General features: G+C 66.0%; 15 protein-coding genes. 12 read left to right on the top strand and 3 right to left on the bottom strand.

Features of this window, described 5'->3' with window-relative positions; translation table 11 throughout:
* The first annotated feature begins 27 nt into the window (after positions 1-27).
* Positions 28-1146 (top strand): ABC transporter ATP-binding protein, encoded by a 1119-nt coding sequence (locus A3CW_RS0120290; RefSeq protein ID WP_028205201.1) that lies wholly within the window; start codon positions 28-30, stop codon positions 1144-1146.
* Positions 1147-1249: 103 nt separating this feature from the next.
* Here A3CW_RS0120290 and A3CW_RS46980 read toward each other — a convergent pair whose 3' ends face one another.
* Together A3CW_RS46980 and trxB are read right to left on the bottom strand one after the other, a co-directional pair.
* On the bottom strand, positions 1250-2026 hold the full coding sequence (locus tag A3CW_RS46980; protein ID WP_051481603.1) for a Smr/MutS family protein: 777 nt from the start codon (positions 2024-2026) through the stop codon (positions 1250-1252).
* A gap of 35 nt (positions 2027-2061) precedes the next feature.
* The gene (gene trxB, locus A3CW_RS0120280) at positions 2062-3057 is read right to left on the bottom strand and encodes a thioredoxin-disulfide reductase (protein ID WP_028205200.1); all 996 of its coding nucleotides are present in this window, start codon (positions 3055-3057) and stop codon (positions 2062-2064) included.
* 423 nt (positions 3058-3480) lie between these two features.
* On the opposite strand from trxB, the gene A3CW_RS0120275 reads away from it, so the two are divergent.
* On the top strand, positions 3481-5802 hold the full coding sequence (locus A3CW_RS0120275) for a DNA translocase FtsK (protein WP_028205199.1): 2322 nt from the start codon (positions 3481-3483) through the stop codon (positions 5800-5802).
* A gap of 77 nt (positions 5803-5879) precedes the next feature.
* Positions 5880-6587, top strand: a complete 708-nt coding sequence (lolA, locus tag A3CW_RS0120270; RefSeq protein ID WP_028205198.1) for an outer membrane lipoprotein chaperone LolA — start codon at positions 5880-5882, stop codon at positions 6585-6587.
* 78 nt (positions 6588-6665) lie between these two features.
* Here the strand turns inward: lolA and A3CW_RS0120265 are convergent, their stop codons facing one another.
* Positions 6666-7736 (bottom strand): MBL fold metallo-hydrolase, encoded by a 1071-nt coding sequence (locus A3CW_RS0120265; RefSeq protein WP_028205197.1) that lies wholly within the window; start codon positions 7734-7736, stop codon positions 6666-6668.
* 238 nt (positions 7737-7974) lie between these two features.
* On the opposite strand from A3CW_RS0120265, the gene A3CW_RS0120260 reads away from it, so the two are divergent.
* From A3CW_RS0120260 to bioD, 9 genes are all read left to right on the top strand, one after another.
* A complete protein-coding gene (locus tag A3CW_RS0120260) occupies positions 7975-8418 on the top strand; it encodes a MerR family transcriptional regulator (RefSeq protein WP_028205196.1) in 444 nt (147 codons plus the stop codon).
* Positions 8419-8443: 25 nt separating this feature from the next.
* A complete protein-coding gene (aceK, locus tag A3CW_RS0120255; protein WP_028205195.1) occupies positions 8444-10246 on the top strand; it encodes a bifunctional isocitrate dehydrogenase kinase/phosphatase in 1803 nt (600 codons plus the stop codon).
* Positions 10247-10331: 85 nt separating this feature from the next.
* Positions 10332-11528 carry an acetyl-CoA C-acetyltransferase gene (locus A3CW_RS0120250; protein ID WP_028205194.1) on the top strand — a complete coding sequence of 399 codons (1197 nt, stop codon included), beginning with the start codon at positions 10332-10334 and terminating at the stop codon, positions 11526-11528.
* A gap of 88 nt (positions 11529-11616) precedes the next feature.
* Positions 11617-12294, top strand: coding sequence for an SDR family oxidoreductase (locus A3CW_RS0120245; protein WP_028205193.1), 678 nt, complete (start codon positions 11617-11619; stop codon positions 12292-12294).
* A gap of 52 nt (positions 12295-12346) precedes the next feature.
* Positions 12347-12799: a YchJ family protein gene (locus A3CW_RS0120240; protein ID WP_028205192.1), complete on the top strand. Its 453-nt coding sequence runs from the start codon at positions 12347-12349 to the stop codon at positions 12797-12799.
* A 564-nt stretch (positions 12800-13363) separates the two neighbouring features.
* On the top strand, positions 13364-14758 hold the full coding sequence (locus tag A3CW_RS46975) for a dienelactone hydrolase family protein (protein WP_051481602.1): 1395 nt from the start codon (positions 13364-13366) through the stop codon (positions 14756-14758).
* Positions 14759-15248: 490 nt separating this feature from the next.
* Entirely contained in the window at positions 15249-16607 is a 1359-nt protein-coding gene (gene bioA / locus A3CW_RS0120230; protein WP_028205191.1) for an adenosylmethionine--8-amino-7-oxononanoate transaminase, read from the top strand.
* A 1-nt stretch (position 16608) separates the two neighbouring features.
* Entirely contained in the window at positions 16609-17805 is a 1197-nt protein-coding gene (gene bioF, locus A3CW_RS0120225) for an 8-amino-7-oxononanoate synthase (RefSeq protein ID WP_028205190.1), read from the top strand.
* Entirely contained in the window at positions 17802-18512 is a 711-nt protein-coding gene (gene bioD, locus A3CW_RS0120220) for a dethiobiotin synthase (RefSeq protein ID WP_028205189.1), read from the top strand. Before bioF ends, bioD begins: the two co-directional genes overlap by 4 nt.
* The last annotated feature ends 50 nt before the right edge of the window (positions 18513-18562 follow it).

Below are 18562 nucleotides of genomic sequence, written 5' to 3'. Positions count from 1 at the left end.
CATTCGATTAAAAGGATTCATAGCATCATGGCAAGCCTTTCCATTCGCGACGTCTACAAGACCTACCCGAACGGCGTTCCCGTCCTCAAGGGCGTGAACATCGACATCGAAGACGGCCAGTTCCTGATTCTGGTCGGCGGCTCGGGTTGCGGTAAGTCGACGCTGCTCAACATGATCGCGGGTCTCGAAACCGTGACCAAGGGCGAGATCCAGATCGACGGCAAGACGGTCAATAACCTCTCGCCGAAGGATCGCGACATCGCGATGGTGTTCCAGTCGTACGCGCTTTACCCGTCGATGACGGTGCGCGAGAACATCTCGTTCGGCCTGAACATCCGCAAGGTGCCGAAGAACCAGCAGACGGAGATCGTCGGCCGCGTGTCGAAGCTGCTGCAGATCGAACACCTGCTCGACCGCAAGCCGGGCCAGCTGTCGGGCGGCCAGCGCCAGCGCGTGGCCATGGGTCGTGCGCTCGCACGCGATCCGGTCATGTTCCTGTTCGACGAGCCGCTCTCGAACCTCGACGCGAAGCTGCGTATCGAGATGCGCTCGGAAATCAAGCTGCTGCATCAGCGCGTGGGCACGACCATCGTGTACGTGACGCACGACCAGATCGAGGCGATGACGCTCGGCGACCGCATCGCGGTCATGAAGGACGGCATCGTGCAGCAGTTCGGCGCACCGCAGGAGATCTACGACTCGCCGTCGAACCTCTTCGTGGCGGGCTTCATCGGCGCGCCGCCGATGAACTTCATCAACGGCAAGCTGGTGGAGCAGGGCTCGGGCATCGGTATCGAACTCGACACGGGTGTGGCGCGCAACGTGCTGAACCTGCCGTTCGAAGCGAACAAGCTGCGCGCCCAGATCGGCCAGGAAGTGGTGCTGGGTCTGCGCCCGGAGCGCATCACCGACGCGCGCAGCTCGCACGACGGCCACGGCCACGAACTGCAGCGCCACTCGGTGAAGGTCGACGTGATCGAGCCGACCGGTCCGGACACGCTCGTGTTCGCGCAGGTCAACGGCAAGCGCATCGTGAGCCGCGTGCACCCGGGTGCGAACCCGCAGCCGCTCAACAACATGGAACTGCTGTTCGACGTTTCGAAGGCCGTGCTGTTCGATCCGAAGACGGAAGAGCGCCTCGCCTGATCGTCGTGCGCCGGTTTGCCCGGCGCGATAGAAAAACCCCGTTCGCTGCGCAAGCAGCGAACGGGGTTTTTTCATATCGACGACACGCCGATAACGGGTTCGGTCAGGGCAGGTGAGGATGATGCTGCCCGTGCCCGGCCGGGTGCGGCTGCAACAGCACGAGCACGGCGCCCGCGCCGCCGTCGTGCGGCCGCGCCTGGCAGAACGCGATGACTTCTTCCTTCTGCACGAGCCATGCTCGCACCTTGCCCTTGAGCACCGGCTCCTTGCCGACGGAACCCAGGCCCTTGCCGTGGATCACGCGCACGCAGCGCAGCCCGCGCTTGCCCGCTTCACGGACGAAGTTCTGCAGCGCCTCGCGCGCTTCCTCGCGGCGCATGCCGTGCAGGTCGAGTTGCGCTTGCACGATCCACGTGCCGCGCCGCAGCTTCTTGACGACTTCCTCGCTCACGCCGGGGCGGTGGTAGTAGAGCGAGTCGTCGGTGTCGAGCAGCGCTTCCGGGTCGAATTCGTCGGAGATCGCTTCGTGCAGCACGGCCTGCTCGTCGAGCTGCGTTTGCAGTGGCAGCGGCACCGGTGCTGCGCGACGCGCCTGCGCGCGCGCAGGCTGCTTGAGCGGCGCGACCTGGCCGATCTCGCGGCGAAAGAGGTCGCTGTCGGCGGCGGCTTCGACGCGCGTCGCCTGCGCGGCCACGCGTTCGCGCTCGCGCTGGCGGGTTTGCACCTTGAGCGCGTCGCGCAGGCTGCCGAGGCCGGCGAAGCCAGCAGCCGTCTTGCCGGACGCGGCTTCGTCCGCTGCGGGAGCAGGCGTGGGCGCGGGAGTCGGGCGAGCGGAGGCGGGGCGCCTGGGTTCGCCCGGGTGGGGCACGTTCTTGGGCATGACGAAAGACGCTGGGTGAATCCCGCTCGACCGGCTTAGCGGTCGGCTTCGGCGCTCATCACGCGCGCCTGGCCGAGCTCGTTCACGGTCTCGAGGTAGCGTTGCGCGTCGAGTGCGGCCATACAGCCCGTGCCCGCGCTCGTGATCGCCTGGCGATAGACGTGATCCTGCACGTCGCCGGCCGCGAACACGCCCGGCACGCTCGTGCCGGTCGCGTTGCCGTTCAGGCCGCCGTTCGTGATGATGTAGCCGTTCTTCATCTCGAGCTGGCCTTCGAAGATGTCCGTGTTCGGCTTGTGGCCGATCGCGACGAACAGACCCTGCAGATCGAGGTCGGCGGTCTCGCCCGTCTTCACGTTCTTGATGCGCAGGCCGTTCACGCCGCCTTCGTTGCCCTTCACTTCGTCGAGCACGTGCTCCCACTTGATCTCGACCACGCCTTCCTTTTCCTTTTCCAGCAGGCGGTCGATCAGGATCGGTTCGGCGCGGAACTTGTCGCGGCGGTGAATGACCGTGACCTTCTTCGCGATGCCCGAGAGGTAGAGCGCTTCTTCAACGGCCGTGTTGCCGCCGCCGACCACGGCGACGTGCTGGTTGCGGTAGAAAAAGCCGTCGCAGGTCGCGCAGGCCGAGACGCCGCGGCCCATGTACAGCTCTTCGCTCGGCAGGCCGAGGTATTGCGCCGATGCGCCGGTCGCGATGACGAGCGAGTCGCAGGTGTACTCGCCCGAGTCGCCGATCAGGCGGATGGGCTTTTCGTTCAGCCTGGCCGTATGGATGTGATCGAACACGATTTCCGTGTTGAAGCGCTCGGCGTGCTCGAGGAAACGCTGCATCAGTTCGGGGCCTTGCACGCCGTTCGGGTCCGCAGGCCAGTTTTCGACGTCGGTCGTCGTCATGAGCTGGCCGCCCTGGGCGAGACCCGTGACGAGCAGCGGCGAAAGGTTCGCGCGCGCCGCATAGACGGCGGCCGTGTAGCCGGCGGGGCCGGAACCGAGAATCAGGACTTTGGCGTGTTTGGTTGCAGACATGATCGAATTCCGTAGAAAGACGCTGCGTGGCGCGTAAATTCGGGCGCCCGCCTTGGGGGTGCCCGGTCGGGCCGCCCGGCGTTGCGGCGGGGCTCACGCATGTAGTTGGGCATCAGCGCGCAATTATAAAGGCGGGGGGCGCTCGCCGCTCGATGAAGCTTCCTCATCGGCGCGATAGCCTGGGCCTGGCGGGCGGCCCTTGCAGCGCGGGCTCGACGGGCGCGGCGCGGCCGGATGTCGCCCGGTGGCGCTTGCGCAGCGTTGTCAGTTACCGTCATTTACAGCGAGGGGGCGCCGGGGCCGAAACAACGCGTTTACAATAGGCCGGATCGGACGACGGCGGCCGCGCCCGTCTGCCCGGGGTTTCGGGCATTCGGAAGGACTGGCGGACCGCAAACGCATCAAGAATCAGCCCAGGATTCAATGGCCAAAGCTCCCTTTTCCGCGCAGGCGCAGGCATTGCCTCACCGCATGTCGCGCCTTTTCACCGAAATTCGCTGGATCCTGCAGGTCGCGCTAGGCGTGTTCCTGCTGATGGCGCTCATCAGCTACAGCCGCCACGACCCTAGCTGGACGCACGCAGCCCAGGTCGACCACATCTCGAACTGGGCGGGGCGCGTCGGCGCGCGCGTCTCGGACATCCTGCTGCTGCTGTTCGGCCTGTCCGCCTATTGGTGGATCGTGCTGCTCGGGCGCCTCATCTCGGCGAACTATCAGCGCATTACGCGTCACGAAGCGATCGCCGACGATGACGACGACAAGCCGCGCGACATCAGCTGGGTCGCCGAAGCCTTGTCGTTCGTGCTCGTCATGCTGTCGAGCTGCGGCATCGAAGCGCTGCGCATGTGGTCGCTCAAGGTGCAACTGCCCCAGACGCCCGGCGGCGTGGTGGGCGGCGCGGTGGCGCGCGGCGTTTCGCACGCGCTCGGCTTCACGGGCGGCACGCTTGCGCTCCTGCTCGCGCTCGCGATCGGTCTTTCGCTCTATTTCCGCTTCTCGTGGCTCTCGGTCGCCGAACGGGTCGGCGAATACATCATCAACGCCGTCACCATGGCGAGGCTGCGCCGCGAGGCGGGCCGCGACCGCAAGCTCGGCGAGGCAGCGGCCGTCAAGCGCGAAGGCAAGGTCGAGCGCGGCCGCGTGAAGATCGAGGAACACGAGCCGGTCACGATCGTGCCGCCGGTGGTCACACCGCAGCGCTCCGAGCGCGTGGAAAAAGAGCGCCAGGTGCCGCTCTTCAAGGATCTGCCGGGCGACTCCACGCTGCCGGCGATCTCGCTGCTCGACCCGGCGTCGGCCACCCAGGAAACCATCTCCGACGACACGCTCGAATTCACCTCGCGCCTGATCGAGAAGAAGCTCAAGGACTTCGGCGTGGACGTGGCCGTGGTGGCCGCGTATCCGGGCCCGGTCGTCACGCGCTACGAGATCGAGCCGGCCACGGGCGTGAAGGGCAGCCAGATCGTGAACCTCGCGAAGGACCTCGCGCGTTCGCTCTCGCTCGTCTCGATCCGCGTGGTGGAAACGATTCCGGGCAAGAATTTCATGGCGCTGGAGCTGCCGAACCAGCGCCGCCAGACCGTGCGTCTTTCGGAAATCCTCGGCTCGGCGGTTTATGCCGATGCGCCTTCGGCGCTCACCATGGGCCTTGGCAAGGACATCGGCGGCAAGCCGGTGTGCGCCGATCTCGCGAAGATGCCCCACCTGCTCGTGGCCGGCACGACCGGCTCGGGCAAGTCGGTGGGGATCAACGCGATGATCCTGTCGCTGCTCTACAAGGCGAGCGCCGAACAGGTCCGCATGATCCTGATCGACCCGAAGATGCTCGAAATGAGCGTCTACGAGGGCATTCCGCATCTGCTTTGCCCGGTCGTGACCGACATGCGCCAGGCCGGCAACGCGCTGAACTGGACCGTGGCCGAGATGGAGCGCCGCTACAAGCTCATGAGCAAGCTGGGCGTGCGCAATCTCGCGGGCTACAACAACAAGATAGAAGAGGCGAACAAGCGCGAGGAGAAGATCCCGAACCCGTTCAGCCTCACGCCGGACGATCCGGAACCGTGCCAGAAGCTGCCGCATATCGTGGTCGTGATCGACGAACTCGCCGACCTCATGATGGTGGTCGGCAAGAAGGTCGAAGAGCTGATCGCGCGTATCGCCCAGAAGGCGCGCGCCGCCGGCATCCACCTGATTCTCGCGACGCAGCGGCCTTCGGTGGATGTCATCACCGGCCTCATCAAGGCCAACGTGCCGACGCGTATGGCGTTCCAGGTCTCCTCGAAAATCGACTCGCGCACGATTCTCGACCAGATGGGCGCCGAGTCGCTGCTCGGCATGGGCGACATGCTCTACCTGCCGCCGGGCTCGGGTCTGCCCGTGCGCGTGCACGGCGCGTTCGTCGCCGACGACGAGGTGCACCGCGTCGTCGAAAAGCTCAAGGAGCAAGGCGAGCCGAACTATATCGAGGGTATTCTCGAAGGCGCGGTGGGCGGCGAGGGCGACGAGGGCACGGCTGCGGGAACCAGTGGCACCGGCGACGAGTCCGATCCGCTGTACGACCAGGCCGTCGAAGTGGTCATCAAGAATCGCCGCGCGTCGATTTCGCTCGTGCAGCGGCACTTGCGCATCGGCTACAACCGCGCGGCGCGGCTGCTCGAACAGATGGAGCAGTCCGGGCTCGTTTCGGCGATGTCGTCGAGCGGCAACCGCGAGATCCTCGTGCCTAATCGCGGCGACGCCGAATAAGCCACGCCAGGCCGCCGCGCTTTGGCAACGGCTCCGGCAACCCGACGGCCAAAGACATACCTCTTGGAGAACGATAGATGCAGTATCCGGCTGGACTTCCGACCCGCTTTGCGCGCACCGCGCGCCGCGCGCTCTTCGTCGCGCTCGGCGCGTCGGTCCTGATGGTCTCGCAGGCGTATGCGAGCGGCACCGATCAACTGAAGCAGTTCGTCTCGCAGGTGCACTCCGCGCGCGGCAGCTTCGTTCAGCGCGAACTCAAGGCGCCCTCGGGCGCGAAGAACGCCAGCGACGCCATTGCCACGGCCACGTTGAACGCCAAGACCTCGAGCGGCACGTTCGTGTTCGCGCGGCCCGGCAAGTTCATCTGGTCGTATGAGAAGCCGTATCAGCAACTGCTGCAGTCGGACGGCGACAACCTCTACGTCTACGACAAGGACCTGAACCAGGTGACCGAGCGCAAGCTTGGCGGCGCGCTCGGCGCGAGCCCGGCAGCGATCCTGTTCGGCAGCAACGATCTCGACAAGAACTTCACGCTCTCCGACGCGGGCGTGAAGAACGGCATCGACTGGCTGGAGCTGATTCCGAAGTCGAAGGACACGCAGTTCAAGAGCGTGGGCATCGGCTTTCGTGACGGCAACCTCGAAGCCATGGAACTGCACGACGTGTTCGGCAACGTGACGCTGCTCACGTTCTCCAACATCGAGAAGAACCCGTCGCTGCCGGCTTCGACCTTCAAGTTCGTGCGGCCGCAGGGCGCCGATCTGATCACCGGCGGCTCGAACTAAAGCCGTTCACCTCGCGCTCCGCGTAAGAACGGGCGGCTCCTTGCGGGCCGCCCGTTTTTCTTTGTGCGCAGTGGCGTCTCAGGCCGTAAAGCGGATCACGCCGTCCGCGCCGGTCGCGCGCGTGACCTTGCCTTCGAGCCACAGCAGGTTCAGGTGCGCGAGCGCCTCGCCCATCGCGAAGGTCATCTGATGGATGTCGAGCTCGCGCTTGAACATCATCGGCACGATGTCGGCGGCGCTTTGCGGCGCTCGCCCGCACGCTTCGATGACTTCGGCAAGACGCGCGTCATGGTGCGCGCGCAGCTGCGCGATGCGCGTGCGCACGCCACGAAACGGCTTGCCGTGCGAGGGCAGCACAAGAGTGTTCTCGGGCAACGTTTCGTAGCGGCCGAGCGATTCCAGGTAGAGGCCGAGCGGATTGCCTTCCGGCTCCATGTCGAACACGGAGACGTTGGTCGAGATGCGCGGCAGCACCATATCGCCGGAGATCAGCACGCCGGTTGCTTCGCAGAACAGCGCGCAATGCTCGGGCGAGTGGCCGTAGCCCGTGATGACGCGCCAGTCGCGCCCGCCGATCGCCACCGTATCGGCTTCGCGCAGGCGGCGGTACTGCGTGGGCAGCGCGGGCACGAGGCTGCCGTAATAGCCGCGGCGGTTGCGCAGCTTGTCGAGCGAAGCTTCGTCCGTGAGCCCGTGACGCGCGAAATGGCGCGCGGCGCCTTCGCCGCCCGCGTTCGAGCCGTCGCCGGCCGCCATCACGCGAGCCTGCATGTATTCGCCGAGCGTGGCCCACAGGCGCACGTCCCAGCGCGCCTTGTCCCCGCCCGCGCAAATCCAGTGTGCAAGGCCGATATGGTCGGGGTGGCAATGCGTGACGAGCACGCGCAGCACCGGCAGGCCTTCCAGCTGGTTCTCGAACACGGCTTCCCAGCGGGCCTTGATGGTGTCGTTGGTGATGCCGCAGTCCACCACGGTCCAGCCTTGCTGGCCGTCGATCTCGTCGCGCAGCAGCCAGAGGTTGATGTGGTCGAGCGCGAACGGCAGCGGCATGCGCAGCCATTTCACGCCGGGCGCGACATCGAAGGCGAGGCCGGGTTCCGGCAGGGTGTCGGCGTAGGGATAGTCGAGCTGGTGTTCGAGGGCGTTCATTGGGGGTGTCTTCTCCTGTCGACCAGAGTTAGCGCTTTAGCGCTTACTCTGGTCCCACGTAAAACGGTCGGCCGGAGTTAGTGCTTCAGCACTTACTCCGGCCCCATGCAAAGCGCGTCTTGCGCGTCGCTCCTGCCGGTTGCGTAACCGCGTACTTGACGATAACGTAAACGTCGATTCTATCGTCCCTCGCGCTGTCGTGCAGACAACAGCCGGGCCAGCCGCCTTTTCGCACACCATGACGACCCAGTACACGATTACCGAACTCGCCCGGGAATTCGACGTAACGCCGCGCGCGATCCGCTTCTACGAGGACCAGGGCCTGCTCGCGCCGAGCCGGGAAGGCGCGGGTGGCTTGAAGCGCGTCTTTTCGGGGCGCGATCGCACGCGGCTGAAGCTGACGCTGCGCGGCAAGCGCCTCGGCTTCACGCTCTCGGAGATCCGCACGCTGCTCGACCTCTACGAGTCGCCGACCGACACGCTCCCGCAGCTTCAGGCGTTCCTCGACACCGTGGTGCATCACCGCGACATACTCGAGCGCCAGCGCGCGGACCTCGACGCGACGCTCGAAGACCTCGCGCAGTACGAAGCCCAGGCGCGCGCGCTGCTCGACAGGAATGCGGCGCACGAAAGCGCGGCGCACGGAAGCGACGCTCCCGCCGCCGCTCGCGCGAAACCCTGACGCTCGTGCAACGGGCATGGCCGCCATGAAACACTTCCCGAAACTGCTCTCTTCGCAGATCGGCTTCGATGTCGCGCAGACCATGCTCGACGGCTTCAACCGTCACTACCACAACTTCTGCGACGCGGCGGCGAGGGCGCGGACGTTCTTCGAGGCAGCCGACTGGCGCGCCCTGCAGCAGCTCGCGCGCGAGCGCATCGCCTCCTATGACGATCGCGTGAAGGAGTGCGTGGTCGCGCTCGAAGACGAATACGGCGCCGAGAGCATCGACGACGAAGTCTGGCAGCAGATCAAGCTGCACTACATCGGCCTGCTCACGACGCACCGGCAGCCCGAATGCGCGGAGACGTTCTTCAACTCCGTGTGCTGCAAGATCCTGCATCGCTCGTACTTCAACAATGATTTCATCTTCGTGCGGCCCGCCATCTCGACCGAATACATCGAGAACGACGAGCCGGCTGCGAAGCCTACCTACCGCGCGTACTATCCGGGCAAGGACGGCCTCGCGGCGACGCTCGAGCGCATCGTCACGAACTTCCAGCTGGAGACGCCGTTCGAGGATCTCGGGCGCGACGTCGACTGCATCATGCAGACGATGCTCGACACCTTCGGTGTGGTCGAGCCCAAGCCGAATTTCCAGATCCACGTGCTGTCGTCGCTGTTTTTCCGGCATAAAGGCGCGTATATCGTCGGGCGCATCATCAACGGCGATCTGCTCGCGCCGTTCGTCGTGCCGATCCGTCATGTGGAGGCGGGCAAGCTGGCACTGGACACGGTGCTGCTGCGCACGGAGCAGCTGCTCATCCTCTTCAGCTTCTCGCACTCGTATTTTCTGGTGGACATGGAAGTGCCGTCCGCCTATGTGGAGTTTCTGCGTACCATCATGCCGCGCAAGGCCAAGGGCGAAATCTACACGTCGCTCGGCTTGCAGAAGCAGGGCAAGAACCTGTTCTATCGCGACTTGCTGCACCACCTCTCGCATTCGAGCGACCCGTTTATCGTCGCGCCGGGCATCCGCGGCATGGTGATGATCGTGTTCACGCTGCCTTCGTATCCGTACGTGTTCAAGGTCATCAAGGACAGCTTCCCCGCGCCGAAAGAGACCACGCGCGAGCAGGTCGAAGCGAAGTATCAGCTCGTGAAGCGCCACGACCGGCTTGGGCGCCTTGCCGACACGCTCGAATATTCGAGCGTGGCGCTGCCCGTCGCGAGGCTCGACGAGGCGCTCGTGCGCGAGCTGGAAACGCTTGCGCCCTCGATGCTCGAGTACGAGGGCGATAACCTCGTGATCCGTCACGTCTACATCGAGCGGCGCATGGTGCCGCTCAATCTCTATCTGCAGAACGGCAGCGACGCCGAAGTCGAGCATGGCATCCGCGAATACGGCAACGCGATCAAGGACCTGCTGCGCGCGAACATCTTTCCGGGCGACATGCTCTACAAGAATTTCGGCGTGACGCGCAACGGCCGCGTGGTGTTCTACGACTACGACGAGATCGAATATCTCACCGACTGCAACGTGCGTGCCGTGCCGCCGCCGCGTCATGAGGAAGACGAACTATCGGGCGAGCCATGGTACGCAGTCGGCCCGCGCGACATCTTTCCGGAGACGTACGGCACGTTCCTGCTCGGCGATCCGCGCGTGAAGCGCGCATTTCTCGCTCATCACGCGGACTTCTTCGAGCCCGGGCTCTGGCAGGAGAGCCGCGCGAGGCTCATCGCGGGCGAAGTGCCGGACTGCTTTCCCTACGACGCATCGATTCGTTTTAGCGTGTGCTACCCAGAACGTTTCGCGCGTGAAGACGCGCCGGCCGTGCGCGTTGCCTGAGCGCGCGGCCAACAGGTTGGAACGGAATCAAGCGGATTCAAACGGGTTCAAACGGGTTCAAACGGATTCATCAAGGAGCACAAACATGAGTGAGACGCAAAAGCAGGACGCCATCGTGATCGTTGCGGCGGCGCGCACGCCAGTGGCGGGTTTTCAGGGTGATTTCGCGGCGCTCACCGCGCCGCAGCTTGGCGCGGCTGCGATCGCGGCGGCCGTCGAGCGCGCGGGGTTGAAGCCCGAACAGGTCGACGAGGTCGTGATGGGCTGCGTGCTGCCCGCGGGGCAGGGCCAGGCGCCCGCGCGCCAGGCGGCGCTCGGCGCGGGGCTGCCGCTCGCAGCGGGTGCCACGACCGTCAACAAGATGTGCGGCTCCGGCATGCGCGCGGCCATGTTCGCGCACGACATGCTGCTGGCGGGCTCCGCCGACGTGATCGTCGCGGGCGGCATGGAGAGCATGTCGAACGCGCCTTATCTGCTGCCGAAGGCGCGCGCCGGCATGCGCATGGGCCACGGCCAGGTGCTCGACCACATGTTCCTCGACGGCCTCGAAGACGCCTATGACAAGGGCCGCCTGATGGGCACGTTCGCGGAAGAATGCGCGGGCGAGTACGACTTCTCGCGCGAGCGTCAGGACGCGTTCGCGATCGAGTCGCTCAAGCGTGCGAAGCGCGCCAACGAGGATGGCTCGTTCGCATGGGAGATCGCGCCGGTGAAGGTGGCCTCGCGCGCGGGCGAAACGACCATCGCGCGCGACGAGCAGCCGTTCAAGGCCAATCTCGACAAGATCCCGACGCTCAAGCCCGCGTTCAGCAAAACCGGCACGGTGACGGCAGCGAATTCGTCGTCGATTTCGGACGGCGCGGCGGCGCTCGTGATGATGCGCGAATCGACGGCGAAGCAGCTCGGCCTCAAGCCGCTCGCACGCGTGACGGGCCATTCCACCTTTGCGCAGCAACCGGCGAAGTTCACGACGGCGCCGGTGGGCGCGATCCGCAAGCTGTTCGAGAAGACCGGCTGGACGGCGAGCGATGTCGATCTCTACGAAATCAACGAGGCCTTTGCCGTGGTCACGATGGCCGCGATGAAGGAGCACGATCTGCCGCACGAGAAGGTCAACGTGAACGGCGGCGCGTGTGCGCTCGGTCACCCGATCGGTGCTTCGGGCGCGCGCATTCTCGTGACGCTGATTGGCGCGTTGCGTGCACGCGGCGGCAAACGCGGCGTGGCGACGCTGTGCATCGGCGGCGGAGAAGCCACGGCGATGGGCGTCGAACTGCTGTAGGCTAGTGCCAGAAGAAGCGCGCCGCTTTGCAAGGCGGGGAGGCGGCGCGCTGCAGCGGTTTCAATGCACAGCCAAGCAAGGTGACGAGATGAAAACAGCGTTGATCGTGGGCGCGTCGCGGGGCCTGGGTCTCGAGTTCGCGCGGCAGTATGCGAAGGCCGGCTGGCGCGTGCTGGCCACGGCGCGCGGGCCCGAAGCGCTCGAAGCGCTGCGCGCAATCGGCGCGCAGACCTTCCAGCTCGACATCGCGCGGCCGGACGAGATTGCTGCGCTCGGCTGGAAGCTCGACGGCGAGCGGCTCGACGTGGCGCTCGTCGTCTCCGGCGTCTACGGCCCGCGCACCGAGGGCGTGGAGACCGTCACGGCCGAAGACTTCGAATACGTGATGAACACCAACGTGCGCGGCCCGATGCAACTGATCCCCATCCTGTTGCCGCTCGTCGACGCCACCCACGGCGTGCTCGGTGTGCTGTCGAGCCGCATGGGCAGCATTGCGGAGACCACGGGCACGACGGGCTGGCTCTATCGCGCGAGCAAGGCCGCGCTCAACGACGTGCTGAAGATCACCTCGCTGCAAACGCGCCGCGCCACCTGCGTCGCGCTGCACCCGGGCTGGGTGCGCACCGACATGGGCGGCGCACACGCGGCAATCGACCCGGCGGCGAGCGTCGCCGGCATGCGCGAGGTGGTGGCCGAGGCGGCCGCCGCGCGTGAAGTCTTCAACGGCCGCTTCTTCCAGTACGACGGCACCGAACTCGACTGGTAAAGCGCCGCCCGTCTGCGCTACGCTTGCGGCCTCTCGCAACGGAGCCTGACCCATGAACGCTGAAACCGCGCACACTGCACGGCCTGCCGATTGCCCCTGCGGCGGTGTAGCGCCGAACCAGAAAGCGCTCGCCAGGGCGCCGCGTTACGCGCAGTGCTGTGGCCGCTTCATCGACGGCGCAGCGGTGCCCGCCACGGCGCTCGAACTGATGCGCTCGCGCTACACGGCCTACGTGCTGGGCGAGGAGGCGTATCTGCGCGTGACGTGGGCGCCCGAAACCTGTCCCGCCGATCTCGACGTCGATCCCGCTGCCGAAGGCGCGCCGCGCTGGCTAGGTCTTGCCGTGAAGCGCCACGAACAACGCGATGACGCGCACGCGATCGTCGAATTCGTCGCGCGCTACAAAACGGGCGGCCGCGCGTTCCGGCTACACGAAACGAGCCGCTTCACGCGCGGCGACGACGGCCGCTGGCGTTATGTTGACGGCGACGTTTCGTCTGGTTAATGAATCACTGACCACCGCCGAAAATCGCCACAGCGGATTCCCGCCCCGGTCCGTCATGGCGCCGGAAATAACGCCTTTGCAAACAAGCGCTTACTGAACAATCGCGCGGCTGTTGCCCGCGCGCGACGCTTCCCACCCGGACCTCTTTAAAAATTCGCACGTTCGCTGCGAAGCGAACGCCGTGCGTGCGCCACGCCAAATGGGGGCTGCGGGCCGTTGGCATGCCTTATGCCGGGTTACCCCTGAATTGCACAACAAATATTTGTCGTGCGAGTATTTAATCACGGTGCCCGGCACGATACGTAAGTGCATAGTGAAAAAGCTTTTTCGCATGTGCATGTATCGACTGCAAATGGGTGCTGGCGGCGGGTCTGATTGACGATAGAACTGCGCCGCGCAGGTGTTCCGATCGATGTCATTCCCCGTTACGGGTCACACCTTCGCTCCGGCCTTCGCGGCCAGGCGCAGCGGTGTCTCGTTGTGCCCTGAAAGGGCTGAAGCACGGGTAATGATCGGACGGTTGTCAGGTTCACAGCAGCATGTCTTTGCAGGTGGGTGTAGCGCATGGCGTTCAGGAAGCTCCTTACCGGATGGGTCGTAGCCGGCACCGCGTGTGTGCTTTCGGTTGCTCACGCAGCGTCGCTTTCCGATCCGGCAAGTGCGAGCGCGAACCCGCAACTCGCCGCCAATGCCACGGCCACGCATTCCGCCAACGCTCCCCAATCCAGCCTCGCAGGCGGTCCCCTCGGTAGCGCCAACGTCCCGCGTATTGCGCTCGACGACGCGTATCTGCCCGTCGTGCCCGCGAGCATGAACGAGCAGGTGATCCGCGTTCCGGTGGATGCCTCCGGCGACGTCACGCTCGAAACCACGGTTTACCGTCCGAACGGCCCCGGCCCGTTCCCGATGGTGATCTTCAACCACGGCAAGATTCCCGGCGACCCGCACCTCCAGGCTCGCAGCGACCCGCTCTCGTTCGCGCGCGAATTTGTGCGCCGCGGCTATGTCGTCGTCGCGCCGAACCGCCAGGGCTTCGCGGATTCAGGCGGCTCGTATCAGCAGGACGGTTGCGATGTCGCGAGCAACGGCCTCGGCCAGGCGGCCGATGTTGCTTCGACCATCGCGTACATGTCGAAGCAACCCTATGTCGACGCGACCCAGATCATCGTTGCAGGCACCTCGCATGGCGGCCTGGCCACGATGGCTTATGGCACCGAGGCGGCCAACGGCGTGCGCGCGCTCATCAACTTCTCGGGCGGCCTGCGCCAGGACGCCTGCACGGGCTGGCAGAGCAACCTGACCCAGGCGTTCGGCGACTACGGCGGCAAGGCCCGCGTGGCCTCGCTCTGGCTCTACGGCGACAACGACTCGGTCTGGTCGCCCGATCTCGTCACGAAAATGTTCGCCGCTTACCGCGAAGCGCAAACGGGTGAGGATCGCCCGGCCGCAATGGCGAAACTCGTGGACTTCGGTGCGTACAAGAACGACGCGCATCGCCTCGTGGGCGATCGCGACGGCGTGAAGATCTGGTGGCCCACGGTCGAGGCGTTCCTTGCCAACCGCGGCCTGCCGACGGCCGTGCAGTATCGCGTGGCCACGTCGGTCGCGCCTCACGGCACCGGCTTCGCGCAGATCGACTCGGTCGGCGCGGTGCCTTTCGTCGATCAGGCGGGCCGTGACGGTTATCGCAACTTCCTCAAGCAGTATCCGAGCCGCGCCTTCGCGGTGTCCGACTCCGGCGCATGGTCGTGGGCCGAAGGCGGCGACAATCCGATGGCCGTGGCGATCTCGAACTGTGAAAAGCACAGCGCCGATCGATGCCGCCTCTATGCCGTCAACAACACGGTGGTCTGGAACAACGGCGGCACGCAGACCGCCCAGACCGGCGACAGCGACACGACGCGCGCCACGGCGGATAACGCTACCGACGAGAGCGACCACCCGCTGGCGAGCCGGTAAGGCGCGTTGCCTGGCGACTGCCTGGCTCAAACTCTCCATCTGATCTGAAGCTTGCGGCCCCTAAGCGGGCCGCTTTGCGTTTTGCACGGGCCGCTTTGCTTTTGCGCGGGCCGCTTGTTTTCTGGTCCCGCCGGCCGTTACCTCGCACGCAACCCGTTGTGCCGCAACTATCGTCTGACTTTCGCGCGCCGGCGCGCTCACCACGCGTCGCCAAAAATATCCGCCGCGCCGTCTCGCGTTCTGCAATTTCGCATCGGCGCGCAGATTTTTTTGCATAAGGCGGGTTCACTTTGCCGTCGTCATCTCCGCGCATTTCCGGTCTTTCTTTTCCATCGGTCCGGAGTTGTACTGAACGGCTCGAAACGCCGCGCAGCCATGCGTTTGGGGACGATTTTCAGGGTAGTGCATTGCGGCAGCTAACACGTTAATCTCGGTCCCGCTGTCGTATCGGGAGTCGTATTTGAATTCGCTATCGCACCCTGGGCACCCAGTGCACCTTGCCCGCGAAGATCGCGCCGCGACCGACTGGGTCGCTCGCAGCCTGCGCGCCGTGTGGCACCCCTGCACCCAGATGAAACATCACGAGCGCGTGCCGCTCGTGGCCGTCGCACGCGGAGAAGGCCCGTGGCTACACGACCGCGAGGGCCGCCGCTATCTCGACGCGATCAGTTCGTGGTGGGTGAACCTCTTCGGCCACGCCAATGCCTCGATCAATGCCGCGCTCAAGGCGCAGCTCGACACGCTCGAGCACGTCATGCTCGCGGGCTGTACGCACGAGCCCGCCGTGGAGCTTGCCGAGCGGCTGTCGGCGCGCACGGGCGGCGTGCTCGGCCACGCGTTCTTCGCTTCCGACGGCGCGTCGGCCGTCGAAATCGCGCTCAAGATGAGCTTTCATGCGTGGCGCAACCGCGGCGAGAGCGGCAAGCGCGAATTCGTCTGCGTGGCGAACAGCTATCACGGCGAGACCATCGGCGCGCTCGGCGTGACCGATGTGAAGCTCTTCAGGGATGCTTACGATCCGCTGCTGCATCACGCGCATGTGGTCGCTTCGCCCGACGCGCGCGCGGCGCAACCCGGCGAAACGGCGGCGGATGTCGCGGCCCGCGCGCTGGCCGATGTCGAGCGTCTTTTCATCGAGCGCGAAGGGCACATCGCCGCGCTGATCGTCGAGCCGCTCGTGCAGTGCGCCGCCGGCATGGCGATGCACGATCCCGCGTATCTCAAGGGCCTGCGCGCGCTGTGCGACCGCCATCGCGTTCACCTGATCGCCGATGAAATCGCCGTGGGCTGCGGGCGCACCGGCACGTTCTTCGCGTGCGAGCAGGCGGGCATCTGGCCCGATCTGCTCACGCTTTCGAAGGGCATTAGCGGCGGTTATCTGCCGCTTTCGATCGTGCTGTCGCGCGACGCGATCTACGGGTCGTTCTACGACGACGACACGACGCGCGGTTTCCTTCACTCGCATTCGTACACGGGCAATCCGCTCGCGTGCCGCGCGGCGCTCGCCACGCTCGACTTGTTCGAGCGCGATGACGTGCTGGTTGCGAACGCGCGCAAATCGGCGCAACTGCGCGAATGGTTCGATCCGTTCGCCGCGCATCCGCTCGTGCGCAACCTGCGCCAGTGCGGCACGATTCTCGCGTTCGACGTCGCGCTCGAAGACTCGCAGCGCGCGGCGACGTTTTCGCGCCGCTTCTTCGAAAACGCACTGCAGCGCGAACTGCTGCTGCGCCCGATCGGCACGACGGTCTACGTCATGCCGCCGTATATTCTGGACAACGAAATGCAGGCGTTCCTCGCCACCCGCACGCGCGAGACTTTCGACGCCACGGTCGCGGAGGACCTCTGATATGGCATTGCTCGATACCCTCGAACAGGGCTTGCGCGACATCGACGCGCGCGGCCTGCGCCGCCGCCGCCGCACGGCCGACACGCCTTGCAGCGCCCATATGCAGGTGGACGGCCGCGCGACCATCGGTTTCGCCAGCAACGACTATCTCGGTCTCGCCGCGCACCCGCAACTGGTCGCGGCCATCGCCGAGGGCGCGCAGCGTTACGGCGCGGGCAGCGGCGGCTCACATCTGCTCGGTGGCCACTCGCGCGCGCACGCCCAGCTCGAAGACGATCTCGCGGCATTTGCGGGCACCTTCGTCGATGCGCCGCGCGCGCTGTACTTCAGCACCGGCTACATGGCGAACCTGGCCGTGCTGACGGCGCTCGCGGGGCGCGGCACGACGATCTTTTCCGATTCGCTCAACCACGCCTCGCTGATCGATGGCGCGCGGCTCTCGCGCGCCGACATCCAGATCTATCCGCATGCCGACATGGCGGCGCTCGCCGCGATGCTCGAAGCCTCCGACGCGAGCGCAAAACTGATCGTGAGCGACACGGTGTTCAGCATGGACGGCGATGTCGCGCCGCTCGCGCGTCTCGTCGAACTCGCGGAACAGCATGGCGCCTGGCTCGTGGTCGACGACGCGCACGGCTTCGGCGTCCTTGGCCCGCAGGGCCGCGGCGCGCTCGCGCAAGCCGCGCTGCGCTCGGAACATCTCGTGATGGTCGGCACGCTCGGGAAGGCGGCGGGTGTGTCGGGCGCGTTCATTTGCGCGCATGGCACCGTGATCGAATGGCTCGTGCAGCGTGCGCGCCCGTACATCTTCACTACGGCTTCGTCGCCGGCGGTTGCGCATGCCGTGTCCGCGAGCCTGCGTTTGATCGAAGGCGAGGAGGGCGATGCGCGCCGCGCACATCTCAAGCATCTGATCGCGCGCACGCGTGCGCTGCTCAATGAGACCTGCTGGCAGCCCGTCGATTCGCATACCGCCGTGCAGCCGCTCGTCATCGGCGCGAACGAGGCGACGCTCGCGTTGCAGGCGGCGTTGGAGCGCGACGGGCTGTGGGTGCCCGCCATTCGTCCGCCCACCGTGCCCGAGGGCACGTCGCGCCTGCGCATTTCGCTTTCCGCTGCGCATTCGGACGCCGACCTCGACCGGCTGAACGCATCGCTGCAGCGCGCGAGCCACGAAGCGCAGGAGTTGGCGCAATGACGGTTTCGCTTTTCGTCACCGGCACCGACACCGAGATCGGCAAGACCTTCGTGAGCGCGGCGCTCCTGCGCGGCTTCGCCCACGCGGGGCTGCGCGCCACGGCGCTCAAGCCGATCGCGGCGGGCGCTTACGAGCGCGACGGCGTCTGGCACAACGAGGACGCCGATCAGCTCGACGCCGCCGCGAGCGTGCTGCTGCCGCCCGAGATCCGCACGCCGTTTCTGCTCAAGGAGCCCGCCGCGCCGCACATTGCCGCCGCGCTCGAAGGCGTGACGCTCGATATGGCGCGCATCGTCGATTGCTACGAGGCGGCCTGCGAGCGCGCGGATGCCATCGTCGTGGAAGGCGTGGGCGGTTTTCGCGTGCCCCTCACGGCGACCGAAGACACCGCCGATCTCGCCGTCGCGCTCGGTCTGCCCGTCGTGCTCGTGGTGGGAATGCGCCTCGGCTGCATCAGCCACGCGCTGCTCACGGCCGAAGCGATTGCCGCGCGCGGATTGAAGCTCGCGGGCTGGGTCGCGAACCGTATCGACCCGGCCATGACGTTCCCCGAAGAAAACATCGCCGCGCTGCGCGAGCGCCTCGCCGCCCAGTACGGTGCGCCGCTCGTCGGCGTCGTGCCGCACATGCGCGGTGCGAGCGCCGACGACGCAGCCGGACATCTAAACATCGACGCGTTGCTCGCGCGCCTGCGCGCCGACGCTTAATGCACACTCAAGCACAGTCAAGCACAGTCACGTAAAGAAGGACCACGACA

Source organism: Paraburkholderia nodosa DSM 21604 (assembly GCF_000519185.1).
Lineage (GTDB): Bacteria > Pseudomonadota > Gammaproteobacteria > Burkholderiales > Burkholderiaceae > Paraburkholderia > Paraburkholderia nodosa.
This window is presented reverse-complemented; position numbering and strand designations above follow the sequence as displayed.

Coding starts and splice junctions, on each gene's coding strand:
- A3CW_RS0120290 (WP_028205201.1), top strand. CDS start 28: ATGGCAAGCCTTTCCATTCGCGACGTCTACAAGACCTACCCGAACGGC.
- A3CW_RS46980 (WP_051481603.1), bottom strand. CDS start 2,026: ATGCCCAAGAACGTGCCCCACCCGGGCGAACCCAGGCGCCCCGCCTCC.
- trxB (WP_028205200.1), bottom strand. CDS start 3,057: ATGTCTGCAACCAAACACGCCAAAGTCCTGATTCTCGGTTCCGGCCCC.
- A3CW_RS0120275 (WP_028205199.1), top strand. CDS start 3,481: ATGGCCAAAGCTCCCTTTTCCGCGCAGGCGCAGGCATTGCCTCACCGC.
- lolA (WP_028205198.1), top strand. CDS start 5,880: ATGCAGTATCCGGCTGGACTTCCGACCCGCTTTGCGCGCACCGCGCGC.
- A3CW_RS0120265 (WP_028205197.1), bottom strand. CDS start 7,736: ATGAACGCCCTCGAACACCAGCTCGACTATCCCTACGCCGACACCCTG.
- A3CW_RS0120260 (WP_028205196.1), top strand. CDS start 7,975: ATGACGACCCAGTACACGATTACCGAACTCGCCCGGGAATTCGACGTA.
- aceK (WP_028205195.1), top strand. CDS start 8,444: ATGAAACACTTCCCGAAACTGCTCTCTTCGCAGATCGGCTTCGATGTC.
- A3CW_RS0120250 (WP_028205194.1), top strand. CDS start 10,332: ATGAGTGAGACGCAAAAGCAGGACGCCATCGTGATCGTTGCGGCGGCG.
- A3CW_RS0120245 (WP_028205193.1), top strand. CDS start 11,617: ATGAAAACAGCGTTGATCGTGGGCGCGTCGCGGGGCCTGGGTCTCGAG.
- A3CW_RS0120240 (WP_028205192.1), top strand. CDS start 12,347: ATGAACGCTGAAACCGCGCACACTGCACGGCCTGCCGATTGCCCCTGC.
- A3CW_RS46975 (WP_051481602.1), top strand. CDS start 13,364: ATGGCGTTCAGGAAGCTCCTTACCGGATGGGTCGTAGCCGGCACCGCG.
- bioF (WP_028205190.1), top strand. CDS start 16,609: ATGGCATTGCTCGATACCCTCGAACAGGGCTTGCGCGACATCGACGCG.
- bioD (WP_028205189.1), top strand. CDS start 17,802: ATGACGGTTTCGCTTTTCGTCACCGGCACCGACACCGAGATCGGCAAG.